16 protein-coding genes are annotated in these 12,920 nt (G+C 65.7%); 8 read left to right on the top strand and 8 right to left on the bottom strand.

Going from position 1 to position 12,920, the window contains the following annotated elements:
• Positions 1-157: 157 nt before the first annotated feature.
• A complete protein-coding gene (locus ING15_RS09280) occupies positions 158-1,462 on the bottom strand; it encodes an amidase (RefSeq protein WP_232845665.1) in 1,305 nt (434 codons plus the stop codon).
• Positions 1,463-1,648: 186 nt separating this feature from the next.
• Here ING15_RS09280 and ING15_RS09275 point away from each other — a divergent pair, with 186 nt between their 5' ends.
• Positions 1,649-2,869, top strand: a complete 1,221-nt coding sequence (locus ING15_RS09275; protein ID WP_206454511.1) for a type III PLP-dependent enzyme domain-containing protein — start codon at positions 1,649-1,651, stop codon at positions 2,867-2,869.
• An 87-nt stretch (positions 2,870-2,956) separates the two neighbouring features.
• Here the strand turns inward: ING15_RS09275 and ING15_RS09270 are convergent, their stop codons facing one another.
• Positions 2,957-3,346, bottom strand: a complete 390-nt coding sequence (locus ING15_RS09270) for a hypothetical protein (protein ID WP_232845664.1) — start codon at positions 3,344-3,346, stop codon at positions 2,957-2,959.
• Positions 3,347-3,621: 275 nt separating this feature from the next.
• Between ING15_RS09270 and ING15_RS09265 the strand changes: the two genes are divergently transcribed.
• The 5 genes from ING15_RS09265 to ING15_RS09245 all read left to right on the top strand — a co-directional run bounded on the left by ING15_RS09265 (position 3,622) and on the right by ING15_RS09245 (position 7,110).
• Positions 3,622-4,200, top strand: coding sequence for a TetR/AcrR family transcriptional regulator (locus ING15_RS09265; protein ID WP_232845663.1), 579 nt, complete (start codon positions 3,622-3,624; stop codon positions 4,198-4,200).
• 62 nt (positions 4,201-4,262) lie between these two features.
• On the top strand, positions 4,263-5,300 hold the full coding sequence (locus ING15_RS09260) for an NADP-dependent oxidoreductase (protein ID WP_206454509.1): 1,038 nt from the start codon (positions 4,263-4,265) through the stop codon (positions 5,298-5,300).
• A 20-nt stretch (positions 5,301-5,320) separates the two neighbouring features.
• The gene (locus tag ING15_RS09255; RefSeq protein ID WP_206454508.1) at positions 5,321-5,998 is read left to right on the top strand and encodes a type 1 glutamine amidotransferase domain-containing protein; all 678 of its coding nucleotides are present in this window, start codon (positions 5,321-5,323) and stop codon (positions 5,996-5,998) included.
• A gap of 230 nt (positions 5,999-6,228) precedes the next feature.
• The gene (locus tag ING15_RS09250; protein ID WP_206454507.1) at positions 6,229-6,684 is read left to right on the top strand and encodes a methyltransferase family protein; all 456 of its coding nucleotides are present in this window, start codon (positions 6,229-6,231) and stop codon (positions 6,682-6,684) included.
• Between the two features lie 150 nt (positions 6,685-6,834).
• Positions 6,835-7,110, top strand: a complete 276-nt coding sequence (locus ING15_RS09245) for a hypothetical protein (RefSeq protein ID WP_206454506.1) — start codon at positions 6,835-6,837, stop codon at positions 7,108-7,110.
• Positions 7,111-7,606: 496 nt separating this feature from the next.
• On the opposite strand, the gene ING15_RS09240 is transcribed toward ING15_RS09245, so the two are convergent.
• Positions 7,607-8,035, bottom strand: a complete 429-nt coding sequence (locus tag ING15_RS09240) for a DUF4112 domain-containing protein (protein WP_206454505.1) — start codon at positions 8,033-8,035, stop codon at positions 7,607-7,609.
• A 366-nt stretch (positions 8,036-8,401) separates the two neighbouring features.
• On the opposite strand from ING15_RS09240, the gene ING15_RS09235 reads away from it, so the two are divergent.
• Positions 8,402-9,781 (top strand): cation:proton antiporter, encoded by a 1,380-nt coding sequence (locus tag ING15_RS09235; RefSeq protein ID WP_332873802.1) that lies wholly within the window; start codon positions 8,402-8,404, stop codon positions 9,779-9,781.
• 43 nt (positions 9,782-9,824) lie between these two features.
• On the opposite strand, the gene ING15_RS09230 is transcribed toward ING15_RS09235, so the two are convergent.
• From ING15_RS09230 to ING15_RS09210, 5 genes are read right to left on the bottom strand one after another with little or no spacing between them, the layout of a single operon-like run.
• Complete coding sequence (locus ING15_RS09230; RefSeq protein WP_206454504.1) at positions 9,825-11,180, bottom strand: dihydrolipoyl dehydrogenase family protein; 1,356 nt, start codon at positions 11,178-11,180, stop codon at positions 9,825-9,827.
• 9 nt (positions 11,181-11,189) lie between these two features.
• A complete protein-coding gene (locus ING15_RS09225; RefSeq protein WP_206454503.1) occupies positions 11,190-11,414 on the bottom strand; it encodes a GDCCVxC domain-containing (seleno)protein in 225 nt (74 codons plus the stop codon).
• Positions 11,414-11,632 carry a mercury resistance system transport protein MerF gene (gene merF, locus ING15_RS09220; RefSeq protein WP_206454502.1) on the bottom strand — a complete coding sequence of 73 codons (219 nt, stop codon included), beginning with the start codon at positions 11,630-11,632 and terminating at the stop codon, positions 11,414-11,416. The genes ING15_RS09225 and merF overlap by 1 nt, the downstream gene beginning before the upstream one ends.
• Before the next feature lie 6 nt (positions 11,633-11,638).
• Positions 11,639-11,974, bottom strand: a complete 336-nt coding sequence (locus ING15_RS09215; protein WP_206454501.1) for a heavy-metal-associated domain-containing protein — start codon at positions 11,972-11,974, stop codon at positions 11,639-11,641.
• A gap of 10 nt (positions 11,975-11,984) precedes the next feature.
• Complete coding sequence (locus ING15_RS09210; RefSeq protein ID WP_206454500.1) at positions 11,985-12,383, bottom strand: mercuric transporter MerT family protein; 399 nt, start codon at positions 12,381-12,383, stop codon at positions 11,985-11,987.
• A 77-nt stretch (positions 12,384-12,460) separates the two neighbouring features.
• Here ING15_RS09210 and ING15_RS09205 point away from each other — a divergent pair, with 77 nt between their 5' ends.
• Positions 12,461-12,886, top strand: a complete 426-nt coding sequence (locus ING15_RS09205; RefSeq protein WP_206454499.1) for a MerR family transcriptional regulator — start codon at positions 12,461-12,463, stop codon at positions 12,884-12,886.
• Positions 12,887-12,920: the final 34 nt, after the last annotated feature.

The raw sequence follows: 12,920 nt of genomic DNA, 5'->3' as shown, positions 1-12,920 counted from the left end.
ACTCCGCGCTCCACAGGGCCTGCTCGGCGTTACGCCTTGAAATGTCTGGTGATCTCCACTTCCGTGCTGGGTGGAACGGCGAAACTGCGGCGTTGGCACCGCTGAGGGCATTCCAGATCGCCCCCGCCGCATTCGCGCCGCATTGGTCGGCGTCGCCTTATCCAGCTTGCAGACGATCTTCGAGCAGCTTGGCGACGGACAGTGTCGTCCGGTCGCGGCCGAAGCGGGTGACGATCGTCAAGCCAAGCGGCAGGCCCTCCGCCGTCGCCAGCCCCGGCACGTTGACGCAGGGGGTGCCGGTCAGCGTCCACAGCTTGTTGAGGGCCGGATCGCCGGTGGTGGCGAGCCCCTTCGGCGCCGGCCCGAAGGCCGAGGGTGCCAGCAGCGCGTCGCAGGTGTCGAACAGGGCAGCCGCCGCCTTCCGGCCGATCCGCGCCGTGCGCCGTCCCGCGTCGTATGCCTCGGGGGTTACCGCGGCGCCTTCGTCCAGCAGCGCCAGCACCTGCGGCCCCATCCGGCTCCGATGCATCGTCCGCTCGTGCAGGAGCGCCTGCGCCGCCTCGAAATTCTGCACGGTCCCATGGGCGTCACGCGCCGCTTCCAGCGCCGCCGGCTCGGGGATATCGATAAGCTTGGCGCCCGCCGTTTCGAGTGCCTTTGCCGCCGTCTCCCACGCCGCCGCCATCGCCGGATCGAGACGCCCCTGCGGCCCGGTGTCCATTGCCGTGCGGTAGAGCCCGATCGTCAGGCCCGATGCGTCGGCGAGCGGCGGCGCCGTCAATTCCCGCCCGCTGAGGCATTCCGCCAGCAACGCCACGTCGGCGACGCCCGCCGCGAACAGCCCGGCGGTGTCGAGCGTCCAGGAAAACACCTTCATGCCCACCGTCGGCAACAGCCGGAAGCTCGGCTTGTAGCCGGCGATGCCGCAGAACGACGCGGGACGGATCACCGAGCCACCGGTCTGCGAGCCGCAGGCTGCCGCCAGCATGCCCGCCGCGATGCCGGCCGCCGACCCCGAGGAGGAGCCGCCGGGCGTGTGCGCCAGATCATGCGGGTTGCGCGTCGCCGCCGGGTCCATCGAGGCGAATTCCGTCGTCGCGGTCTTGCCGAGGATCGCCGCGCCCAGCGAGCGGGCGATCGCCACCAGCGGCGCGTCGGCCAGCGGGTGATGGCCTTCATAGATCGGCGAGCCGTGCTCCGTCGCCATGTCGAACGTGTCGAAGATGTCCTTGACGCCGAAGGGCACGCCGCGAAGTGGCCCGGTGGCGGCCCTCGCGGCTGCAATGCTGTCCGCCGATGCCCGGCGAACGAAAGCGCCGATCACGCCGTCCAGGCTGTCGATACGCTCGTTCGCTTCCCGGATCACGGTCTCCGGCGTGGCGCGTCCGGCCTCGATGTCGGCGACGACGCGGGTCAGGCTGAGCGGCGCCAGCCGCATGGGGATGGGCGAGGGAAGGGACATGGGCGGTCGATCCTGTTGTGTCGCCCGTCTTTCTAGAAGCGCGGCGGGGGCTACGGCAACGGGGGAGGGACGGAAAAGGTGGGCGCGATCGACCGAGGCGAAACGATGCCTGCCCATTCGCGTCCGGTGCTCTAGTTGCGGACCCACAGGCCGGTCATCCGGCCGCCGGCCCAGCGGAGAGACGCCTTGCAGAGTTTTCCAACGGCGAAGGACGCCGCCCTGACGCTGCGCCCCGACGTGCCGGTCTATTGCTTCCGCCCCGATGTGCTGACCGCCGACGCGAAGCGCTTCATGGCGGCGTTTCCCGGCGACACCGCCTATGCGGTCAAGACCAATGGCGAGCCAATGGTACTCGAAACCCTGAGCAAGGCGGGCATCAGGATCTTCGACGTCGCCTCGCCCGGCGAGTTCGCCGCCGTTGCCGCCGCGCAGCCCGAGGCCGAGATGCTCTACATGCATCCGGTCAAGGCGCAGTCGGACATTCGTCTGGCGCTGGAGACCTACGGCATCCGGGTGATGTCGCTCGACCATGAGGACGAGGTCGCCAAGATCCTGCGCATCGTCCGCGCCCTTGATCTCGATCCCGCCGGCATCACCCTTTACGTGCGGCTGCAGACCAAGGGCAGCGCCGCCTACGAACTGTCGAAGAAGTTCGGCGCGGCGCCCGCCCACGCGGTCGAGCTTTTGCGGCGCTGCCACAAGATCGGCTTCAAGGTTGGATTGTGCTTTCACGTCGGCTCGCAGATCGAGGACCCCGAAACCTACGAGCGGGCGCTGGCCTCGGCCGACTGGGTGAGGAACCGCGCCGACGTGCCGCTCGCCGGGCTCGACGTTGGCGGCGGCTTTCCGGCCGAATACGGCCACGACCCGCGCCGGAAAAAGCGCGAGATGCCGGGGCAGGACGAGATCATGGCGCGGCTGCGCGCCGATCTCGCCGAATGGGCTTTCGACGATCTGCCGCTGGTCGCCGAGCCGGGGCGGGTGATCGTCGCAAGAGCCTTTTCGCTGATCGTCCGGGTGCTCCTGCGCAAGGGCAAGCGGCTCTACATCAATGACGGCATCTGGGCGTCCTTGTCGGATTCATGGACCGGCAAGATCACTTTGCCGGCGCGCTTTATCCCCGATCCGGCGAGGACGCGCCGCAATGGCGATCCGAAGAACATCCAGGCCTTCAAGGTCTGCGGCGCGACCTGCGACAGCGTCGACATCCTGTCGCGGCCGTTCTGGCTGCCGGAGACGGTCGACACCGGCGACTGGATCGAGATCGGCCATATCGGCGCCTATTCCCTGTCGCTCCGCACCCGCTTCAACGGCTTTTACCCTGACAGCTTCGTCGAAGTGACGACGCCCTTCGACGCGGGCGCGGCGGCCGAGGGCTATGCCAGCCTGGAAACGATGGCGGATTGAGGGGAGATCGCTCGGGCAATTCGTACGCGGGCGGTTGGTTGCGATGAGCGACGAGCCACCCGCCGTCCCTCCGCACCCCCTCAATTATTAATGGCGATGATTCGCCAGCAGGGCGCTGCTGCAGGCGTCGTCGTCGCAGACGGCGGACAGCCACAACTCGCCTGCGCCGAACATGACGCCGTCGCTGTTGACCATCAGGTCGGCCAGATCCTGATTGGCGACAAGCTGCTGGGTGTCCGGGGCGATCAGGCTGTCGAAATTGTCGATCAGATCCTGCGCTTCGAGGACATCGTAGACCTCGCCATTCGCCCGGACGGTCAGCGGATCGGAGCCGAATTCCGCCACCGTGGCCGCGTCGCCGTCGGCCATCGCCTGCCGCAGCACGTCGAACGCGGCGCTGAAGCCATCGGCGTCGCCATGCAGGGATTCGATCTGGCCGAGGACGTCCTCGGCCGATTGCGAGCGTGAACGCGTCACCGAGTTTGGCGACCAGCATGCTGGCGGGGTAGGCCGTGCCGCCGGGTTGACGCCGTCATTACCGGCCGGGTCGGCGAGGGCAAGGCGACCGCGATCGCGAAAAGCGATGTTTTCATGAACTGGCTCCCCTTGCTCAATCGGTGAGATTGAACTTGCTGGTCCCTGTCAGCGATAAGGACTGGCAAAGAGCCTCACTCGGGCCGCCGGCCGCCGCCGCCAGAATGAATTTGCCGCACCTACTAGACGACCGGTCTAGTCGTGCCCACATGGTGTCCATGAACGACACCCGCACCCATCTCCTGACCGTTGGTCGCGGACTGACCGCGCAACGCGGCTTCACGGCTGTGGGGCTTCAGGAACTTCTCAAGGCGGCCGAAGTGCCGAAGGGGTCATTCTACCACTACTTTCCATCCAAGGAGGCCTATGGCTGCGCGCTGCTCGAAGCCTTCGTGAAAGGCTACAAGGCCGATCTCACCGAGACACTTGATGACGGCGCACTCTCGGCAAGGGATCGACTGCTGGCTTATTTTTCGGACTGGCGGCTGAAACAATGCAGCCCCCGGACGGAGGATCGGTGCCTTGTGGTCAAGCTCTCCGCCGAGGTGGCCGACCTGTCACCCGGCATGAGCGCGATCCTGCAAGGCGGAATCGATGTGATCGTGGCCAAATTGTCGGCGGTTCTGCGCCAAGGCGCCGCCGACGGATCAATCAGCCCGACCGACGATCCGCATGCCCTCGCCACGACCCTTTATCAGATCTGGCTCGGCGCCAGCCTTATGGCCAGCCTGGCCCGGGACGACGGACCCTTTACGGTCGCCATGGCGGCGACCGAGAGGTTGATTCCTCGATCCTGAAATGTCTCGCGGGCCGGACGAACAACCGTGCCCCCCTCCCACCCGCAATCGAAAGCTGATCCATGTCCCAGACCGACAACACCAACCGCCGTATGGTTCTCGCCGAACGCCCGAAGGGCGAGCCGACCGACAGCACGCTCAAGCTCGAAACCGCCGGCATTCCGGTGCCCCAGGACGGCCAGATGCTGTTGCGCACCGAGTTTCTGTCGCTCGACCCGTATATGCGCGGCCGCATGAGCGACGCGCCGTCCTATGCCCCGCCCGTCGCGGTCGGCGAGGTCATGGTCGGCGGCACGGTGTCAGAGGTCGCGGAATCCAGGCTGAAGGGTTTCGACAAGGGCGACTGGGTGCTCAGCTTCAACGGCTGGCAGGACTACGCATTGTCGGACGGCCAAGGCGTCACCGCACTCGGCCGCGACGCCAAGCACCCTTCCTGGACGCTCGGCATCATGGGCATGCCAGGCTTCACCGCCTGGGCCGGATTGACCCAGATCGGCGCGCCGAAAGAAGGCGAGACTCTCGTCGTCGCCGCTGCCACCGGACCGGTGGGCGCTACCGTCGGCCAGATCGGCAAGCTCATGGGCTGCCGCGTCGTCGCCGTTGCGGGCGGAGCTGAAAAGTGCGCCTACGCCGTCGAAACGCTCGGCTTCGATGCCTGCATCGATCATAGATCCGAGGATTTCGCCGAACAGCTGAAAGCCGCGACGCCGGACGGCATCGACATCTATTTCGAGAATGTCGGCGGCAAGGTTCTCGATGCGGTCGTGCCCCTGCTTAATATCGGCGCCCGCATTCCGGTCTGCGGGCTGGTCTCGCAATACAACGCCACCAGCCTGCCCGAGGGGCCGGACCGGATGAACTGGCTGATGGGGCAAATCCTGCGCAAGCAGCTGACCGTGCGCGGCTTCATCATCTTCAACGACTTCGTCCACCTCTATCCCGAATTCGCCAAAGCGATGGGCGCCTGGATCGAGGCAGGAAAGATTCACTACCGTGAAGAGATCATCGACGGTCTTGAAAACGCTCCCCAGGCCCTGATCGGCCTGCTCAAGGGCGAGAACTTCGGCAAGCGGGTGATCCGCGTCGGCAGCACGAAATAATCAGTCCCAAGGAGACACGCATGAACATTCTGATGGTCCTCACCTCCCACGACACCCTCGGCGACACCGGCGAAAAAACCGGCTTCTGGCTGGAGGAGTTCGCCGCGCCCTACTACGTGCTGCGCGACGCTGGCGCCAAGATAACGCTTGCTTCGCCGAAAGGCGGCCAGCCGCCGCTTGATCCGAAAAGCGATGCCCCGGACGCCCAGACCGAAGCGACCGAACGCTTCAAGAAGGATGAGGCGGCGCAACAGGCGCTGGCAACGACCGCCAAGCTCGCCGACATCGACGCGGCGAACTTCGACGCGGTCTTTTATCCCGGCGGCCATGGCCCGCTCTGGGATCTTGCCGAAAGTGCCGACAGCAAGCGGCTGATCGAGGCCTTCGCCGCCAGCGACCGCCCGATCGGTGCGGTCTGTCACGCCCCGGCGATCTTCCGCCACACCATGGCCGCCGACGGCAAGCCACTGGTTTCCGGTCGCCGCGTGGCCGGCTTCACCAATGGTGAGGAAGACGCCGTCGGCCTCACCGACGTCGTGCCGTTCCTGGTCGAGGATATGCTCAAGGCCAATGGCGGCCGCTACGAAAAGGGCGCCGACTGGAGCTCCTACGTGGTCGTCGACGGCAAGCTGGTGACCGGCCAGAACCCGGCCTCGTCGGAGGATGCGGCGAAAGAGCTGCTGAAGCTTCTGAAATAGTCGCAACCACTGCGCATCGGGGCATAAGGTGGGTTCCGATTTTCGGGTCATTCCGATGCTCGATCAAGGTGCCAGGTCCTTCGAGCGCCGGTCACGGTGCTCGAAGGGCGGCCCGATACCGCGACGGCGGCGCTCGTCCTGCCGGTCGACCGAGATTGACCGACGCTGGTTGGCAAGGCCGCGTGTCCGTGCCTATCCTCGCGCCGTGCCGCAAACAGGAAGGCAACACCATGGCGATGCCCCGTGACTTTCCCGATCTGCCACCGGTCTGGGCGCTGGGGGCGATCCTCGCCGAATGGCTTGCCGCCTGGTGGCTGCCGCTCTGGCGCTTCGCCTCGCCGGTGACAACGGGCGTCGGCGTCGCGCTTTTCGTGGGCGGCATCGGGGTCATCGTGTGGTCGGCGCTGTGGTTCCGGCGCAAGAAGACGCCGATCGAACCGCGCGAGACGCCGAAAGCGCTGATCGTCGAGGGGCCGTATCGGCTTAACCGCAACCCGATCTACACCGGCATGACTCTGGCCGTCTTTGGCGCGGCGCTGTGGTTCGGCGCGCTGTCGCCGCTGCTTGTCGCGGCGGCCTTTCCATTCGTGATCATGCACCGCTTCATCAAGGGTGAGGAGGCGGGTCTGCATCGGACTTTCGGGGCCGAGGCGGAGGCTTATTTCCGTCGCACCCGCCGCTGGTGAGGGAGCGCCACAGGCCGGTCAGCGCGACACTGGCGTGGGATTCCCGTACGGGAGGTTACAGCCCGTCCTGTTCTGATGGTCACGTCTTGACAATTTCGCCTTTGCGCTCGCGAGTATTGAACGTAACAGTTTGAAATCGGTGAGGTGGATATGGACGCGAAGGAAGCCGCACGGTTGGCCAAGAAATACCTCACGGAACTCTTCGCCGATGAAGAAGTATTTAACCTGGGTCTTGAAGAAATTTCCTTCGACGATCGTAATGGGGCTTGGAACATAACGCTTGGGTTTTCTCGTGAATGGAACGTGCCGCGCAATATCCTGTCGCCTCTTGGCGGACCGTCTCCGTCACGGGACTACAGGATCGTGACGATCCGAGATTCCGACCAGAAGGTCTTGGCGGTCAAAATTCGGGACTTGGCGGCCTGAATTGGCTCCTCGCCAACTCCTCGTCGACTCGAATTTGGCCGTCTTGTTGATCGTAGGCTTGCTGGATAAGCGGCATATTGCGAGCCACAAGCGGCTGCAGGTTTACGACGAAAGCGACTTTGATCTGTTGGCGCGTTTCGTCGGCTCCTATTCCAGCCTCATACTCTCGCCGAATGTTCTTACCGAGACATCGAAATTGATACGGCAAGTCGGAGAGCCCAGACGTACGGACCTTTCCAACGCAATGGCACGCTTTGTGGCGCAATTCGAAGAAAGGATCGTTCCCAGTGGGATTGCAGTGGCGAGGGCCGAGCATTCTCGGCTCGGGCTGACAGATGCCGTTCTTCTCGAATTGGCTGCCGACGGGGCGACGATCCTTACGGTCGATCTAGACTTGTATCTCGCAGCTCGTCTGCCGGCTACGATCCGGTCAATTTCAACCATCTTCGTGAAGCGGCGTTCGGCCTCTGAGCTGACTGCGTGGATTTCGCCAACGTCACCCCCGCTTCGGGGTGATGTCCTTCATCCTCTCCGGGTCGATGTCGCCCGCTGCCGACAGCTCGCCCTCGCCGAAATGGTCGAGAATCACGTCGAGGTTGCGCCGGTGCGCCTTGAACACGACGTCGAAGACGTCGCCGAGGAGCGGCACCGACCCGACGGCGAAGTCGATCCCCAGATTGCCGGCCATCTTGACGAGCTTGTGCGTCGGCAGGCCTAGCCGGCGCGCCTCATTGATGATGTAGACGCCGATCAGCCCGCCGGCGGCGTCGCCGACACCGGGGACCAGCCCCATGATCGAATCGCCGCCGAAGCGGATGCCGGTGCCGGGAACGCGGATTGCCGTGTCCATCAGCCGCGCGACACGGGCGACCCGCTTCAGACGGCGGCGGTGGTCGGCGAGATGCGTCGGGTCGGCGGTCGGCATGGACGATTCCTCGATGCTAAAAGCCCTGCGTGGCTCCGGAGGCGGGCATATGGTGCGCGCAGGGGCGCGCGAACAGGTGGGCTGGGACGAGCGCGCCAATCGCGAGCCCTGCGTGGCTCCGGAGGCGGGCATATGGTGCGCGCAGGGGCGCGCGAACAGGTGGGCTGGGACGAGCGCGCCAATCGCGCCGCCCGTCGCCGGGGCAGCGTGGTCCGCCGCCACGCGGACAGTCCACTCGCCCGACAGGTGCGGTCCGTCAGATTTGGGATGTCGCCGAGGGATTCCCCGCGCCGCGACACACGCCCGCCAAGGTTGCTCTATCATTTGGGCGGCTAAGCGATTCGCCGGGAATACGAGGAGACATGCGTGGAAGAAGCCGTCGTCGATGCCCATGGCACGGGACTGACCGAGATCGCCTTCGTCATCGTCGTGGCGGTCACCGTCGGCCTCGGGCTGATGCGGTTGCGGCAGCCGCCGCTGGTCGGCTTCATTCTCGCCGGCGTGCTGCTTGGGCCGTCGGGGCTCGAAATCATTTCCACCTCGAACGAAAACGTCACCATGCTCGCCGAGATGGGCGTCTTGATGCTGCTGTTCTTCATCGGCATGGAGCTGTCGCTGAAGGCCTTCGTCGCGTCGCTGAAACCGGCGGTGCAGATCGCTGGCGGCCAGCTTCTCGCCGCGATGGCGATTTCCTTCGGGCTGATGCTGATTTCCAAGGCGACGCTCGCCGAGGCGATCATCCTCGGTTTCATCATCGCGCTGTCGTCGACCGTGGTGGCCATGAAGGTGCTGGAGGATCTCGGCGAATTGCGCGCCGAGCCGGGCCGCATCGCCGTTGCCGTGCTGATCGCCCAGGATATCGCCGTGGTGCCGATGCTGATCATCGCCTCATCGCTGGGCGGCGAGGAGGCGGTTGGCTGGGGCGCGCTGGTGATCAAGATCGCGATCGCCGTCGCTGTGCTCGCGGCGCTGTTGTGGTTTCTCGGCCGCGGTCCGAAGCTGAAGCCCTCCTTTGCCTCGGCCGTGGAGAACAATGTCGAGATCCTGGCGCTCGGCTCGCTCGCCTTTTGCTTCGCCGCTGCGTCGCTGTCGGGTCTCATCGGCCTGTCGCCCGCCTATGGCGCGTTCATCGCCGGGCTCGTCGTCGGCTCCTCGACCCTGCGCTCGCCGGTCATCCACGTGGTCGAGCCGATCCAGGCGATCTTGCTTGTCGTGTTCTTTCTGTCGATCGGGCTCCTGATCGACCTCGACTACATCGTCGAGAACTGGATTCTTGTGCTGATCGCCTCCTTTTTCGTGATCATCGCCAAGACCGTGGTCAATGTCATGCTGATCCGCATGGCGGGGCTGCCGCACAAGACCGCCGTCGAGGCCGGCCTGTCGATGGCGCAGATCGGCGAATTCTCGTTCGTGCTGGCAGCGGTCGCCTTCGCCTCGGGCGCGATCGGCGGCGACGTCTACCGCCTGGCGTTGGCGGTGACAGCGGTCTCGCTGCTGGTTTCGCCGGCCTGGATGATTGTCATGCGGCATCTCGAGGGCGAAGCGCGTTTCGGCTACGCCGAGTTCCGGCACGCCTTGGGCGAGCTCTACGGCGACCGGGTCGAGCGGGTGGAGGACTTCGGCTACTGGTTGAAGACTCGGCGGCGGGCGCTGCGGCGCGCAATGCGGCGGCGCCGGGCGGCGCGCAACACCGGGAGCGCAGCGAAGGCGAAGCCGCCGGCTGGGCAGACGTCCCCCGGCGAGTGAGGCGCCGAACTCAGACGGTTGCGCGGCCCCGCGCGCCCGTCGACTACAGCATTGAGCCGAGGTCGGCGCCGACGGACGGGTAGGCGGCGATCATCGACTTCAGGTCGCGGGTCTTCAGCCCCAGCCGCATGGCGAGGCCGCAGAAATTGACGATCTCGGCATATTCCGGTCCGAGCAGATGTGCGCCGAGGATTTCGTCATTGTCGGCGTCGATCAGGATCTTCGTGGCGGCACAGATCTCGCCGACCCGTAGATTGGAGTACCAGCCGCTGGTGTCGTTATACGCCACCCGAATGTTGCGACCTTGCTCCCGCGCTTCCGATTCCAGCATGCCGACCCGGGCGAGTTCCGGAATCGTGAAGACGACGCTCGGCACGCCGCGATAATCGGCGGTCGCATGATCGCCCTTCAGCATGTTCGAGGCAGCGACCTTGCCCTCGGCAACCGCCACCGGCGTCAGCGGCGGGCCATCCGTGTCGGCGGCGTCGCCGGCCGCGTAGACCGCCGGGTTGGAAACGCTTTTGAGATGCCGGTCGACGCGGATGCCGTCCTTGCCGGCCTCGACTCCCGCCGCCGCAAGGTCGAGCCGGTCGATGGCGGCCACGCGGCCGGCGCCGTGGACGACGAGATCGGCGGCGAATGTCGCGGGTTTGCCGTCGGTCTCGACATGGACCGTGTAGCCGTCGCCGCTCCGTTCCACCGATGTGAGGTCCGTGCGGGTCGTGACGGCGACGCCCGCCTCACGGCCGCGCGCGACCAGTCTGTCGACCAGGTCGGGGTCGAAACCCTTCAGCGGCCGCTCGCCCCGTTGGACGATCTGGACCGCGCTGCCGGCCCGGACCGCGATATGGGCGAACTCGAAGGAGATGTAGCCGCCGCCGACGAACAGGATGCGGCGCGGCAGCGCTTCCAGCTCCAGAAACGCCGTGCTGTCGATGACGTGTGCGGCACCGGTAAATTCCAGCGGTCGTGGCTTGGCACCGGTGGCTATCAGGATGTGGCGGCCCTGCAGCCGGGTCTCTCCGTCGATCTCCACCGTGTTCTCGTTCAGGAACCGCGCCGGGCCGTGAAACGTGCTGACGCCGTTCTTGTCGAGACCGCCCTCGATCTTGTCCGGCATCGCGTCGGTGAAGCTGCGCTTGAACGCCATCAGATCGGCCCAGTCGATCTTAAGATCGCCGGCCTCAATGCCCTTGCCGCGCATCAGGCGGGCGGCGTCGATGATCTCGGCGCCCCGGCGCAGCATCTTCTTCGGGTCGCAGCCGCGCAGCGCGCAGGTGCCGCCGTATGGCAGTTCGTCGACGACGGCGACCGACCAGCCGGCGGCGGCGCATTTGTTAGCGGCGCTGACGGCGGCCATGCCGACGCCGAGGACGATGAGGTCGAAATTCTGGGTCATGGGCTAACTCTAGCTCGCGCAGCAGGCGGCGGTTTCGCCGCTCGCCCGCGCTTCCTGGATCGGCGGGCAGGGGAGGCTGCCGAAAGAGCAATAGACGCAGCAATCCCCAGTATTCGGCCTGAGCAGCGCGCCGCAGCCCTTGCAGTCATAAAAGAACTGACAGGCGTCGGTCGGCATGGTTTCGGTTTCCTGGTGTCCGCATTGCGGGCAGGTGAGGGTGGAGCGAGGTTCCATCAGCAGGCGGCTTTCTTGTGGCGGTGGCGTAGCAGGAGGGCGTAGGCGGTGATGCCGACAAACAGGAACAGCAGCGGAAACAGCACGTAGTCGGCGAAGGCCAGCCAGGCGGAGACCCCGGCGAAGGCGAAGAGGATCACCAGCGCCGGAGTGAAGCAGCAGATCGCCGCGATCACCGAGCCGACAATGCCGGTCTTGAGAAGCGTCCTGTCTTTCATAACGGATCAGCTTCCGGTGATTTTGGCCGGGTAGCCGGCATTGGTCGAGGCCTTGGCGAGCTCGTCCGGCGTCACCAGCGCCGGGTCGAAGACGACGGTCGCGGTCTTGGCGTCGAGATCGACGTTGACCGAGGCGACGCCGCTAAGCCCGCTCATCGCCAGTTTGACGGTGATCGGACAGGTCGGGCAGGTCATGTTCTCGATCGTGAAGGTTCGGGTCTGAAGCGCCGGCGCGGCTTCCGTCTGCGTTTGCGCGATCGCCGCCGGGGCAATCAGGGCCGCGCCAAGTCCGGCGACGCTCAGCATCGCAGCGGCCAGGGAAAGGGTCGACAGGCGTTTCATGCGTGGTCTCCTAATAGAATAACGGCGCCCACCAGGCGTTGGTCATCGACAGGATGACCAGGACGGTGGCGATCCAAAGGGCGCTTTGCGTAATGAGCGAGGCAATGGGGCGGGCGCAGGCGGCGCCGACCGCGCAAGCCGCTTTCGGCCGGAAATAGACCTGCCAGAACCCGAGCCCGAGAAACACCAGCGTCAGGGCGACGAAGTACGGCTGGTAGGGGGTCAGCGCCGTCAGATTGCCGATCCAAGCTCCGCTGATCCCCAGGGTGACCAGAACCAGCGGCGCGATGCAGCAGGACGAGGCGAGCACCGCGCCGACGACACCGCCGCCCGCGAACCACGCCTCGCGCCGCTCCGGGGCGGCGGGTAGCGCGTCTTTTCGTCCGATCTTGGCTGCTGTGTCGCTCATATTGATTGGCCCTCGCTTTCGCGTCGAGCATCATCTACGGTCTGTAGCGACTACAGGTTCAAGAGGTTTTTTCCGCTATGGCGATCACAGCTGCGAGAGCGGTCCTCAAGCGCGGCGAACTGGCCAGGCGCATGAGCTGCAACAGCGAGACGATCCGTTACTACGAGAAAATCGGGTTGCTCGGCGTTCCGGACCGCTCAGAGGGCGGTCACCGGCTCTATGCGCCGGATGATCAGGCGCGGCTCGGCTTCATCCTGCGCGGCCGCGAACTGGGCTTTTCGATCGAGGAATTGCGGGGCCTGCTTGGCCTCGCCGATGCGCGCGACACGACGTGCGGCGAGGTTCTGGCGCTGACCCGCCGCCATATCGACGGCATCCGCGCCAAGATCGCCGACCTTGAGCGCCTGGAGCGGACGCTCGTGGCGGTCTCGGCGGAATGCGAGGGCGGCAATGTGCCCGAGTGCCCGATCCTGGATACGCTGCTGGATTCCGGCAACCGCTGATCGCCGTGCTGGCATAGGAGATAAGTGTTCGGCG

The organism is Aurantimonas marina (genome assembly GCF_017183135.1).
Taxonomy (GTDB): domain Bacteria; phylum Pseudomonadota; class Alphaproteobacteria; order Rhizobiales; family Rhizobiaceae; genus Aurantimonas; species Aurantimonas marina.
Note: the sequence above shows the minus strand (reverse complement) of the source record. Positions and strands in the feature narration are given on the sequence as shown.

What these genes read in the sequence shown, in the direction of transcription:
- ING15_RS09280 (WP_232845665.1), bottom strand. Translation starts at nt 1,462, where the DNA reads ATGTCCCTTCCCTCGCCCATCCCCATGCGGCTGGCGCCGCTCAGCCTG.
- ING15_RS09265 (WP_232845663.1), top strand. Translation starts at nt 3,622, where the DNA reads ATGAACGACACCCGCACCCATCTCCTGACCGTTGGTCGCGGACTGACC.
- ING15_RS09260 (WP_206454509.1), top strand. Translation starts at nt 4,263, where the DNA reads ATGTCCCAGACCGACAACACCAACCGCCGTATGGTTCTCGCCGAACGC.
- ING15_RS09255 (WP_206454508.1), top strand. Translation starts at nt 5,321, where the DNA reads ATGAACATTCTGATGGTCCTCACCTCCCACGACACCCTCGGCGACACC.
- ING15_RS09250 (WP_206454507.1), top strand. Translation starts at nt 6,229, where the DNA reads ATGGCGATGCCCCGTGACTTTCCCGATCTGCCACCGGTCTGGGCGCTG.
- ING15_RS09245 (WP_206454506.1), top strand. Translation starts at nt 6,835, where the DNA reads ATGGACGCGAAGGAAGCCGCACGGTTGGCCAAGAAATACCTCACGGAA.
- ING15_RS09240 (WP_206454505.1), bottom strand. Translation starts at nt 8,035, where the DNA reads ATGCCGACCGCCGACCCGACGCATCTCGCCGACCACCGCCGCCGTCTG.
- ING15_RS09230 (WP_206454504.1), bottom strand. Translation starts at nt 11,180, where the DNA reads ATGACCCAGAATTTCGACCTCATCGTCCTCGGCGTCGGCATGGCCGCC.
- ING15_RS09225 (WP_206454503.1), bottom strand. Translation starts at nt 11,414, where the DNA reads ATGGAACCTCGCTCCACCCTCACCTGCCCGCAATGCGGACACCAGGAA.
- merF (WP_206454502.1), bottom strand. Translation starts at nt 11,632, where the DNA reads ATGAAAGACAGGACGCTTCTCAAGACCGGCATTGTCGGCTCGGTGATC.
- ING15_RS09215 (WP_206454501.1), bottom strand. Translation starts at nt 11,974, where the DNA reads ATGAAACGCCTGTCGACCCTTTCCCTGGCCGCTGCGATGCTGAGCGTC.
- ING15_RS09210 (WP_206454500.1), bottom strand. Translation starts at nt 12,383, where the DNA reads ATGAGCGACACAGCAGCCAAGATCGGACGAAAAGACGCGCTACCCGCC.
- ING15_RS09205 (WP_206454499.1), top strand. Translation starts at nt 12,461, where the DNA reads ATGGCGATCACAGCTGCGAGAGCGGTCCTCAAGCGCGGCGAACTGGCC.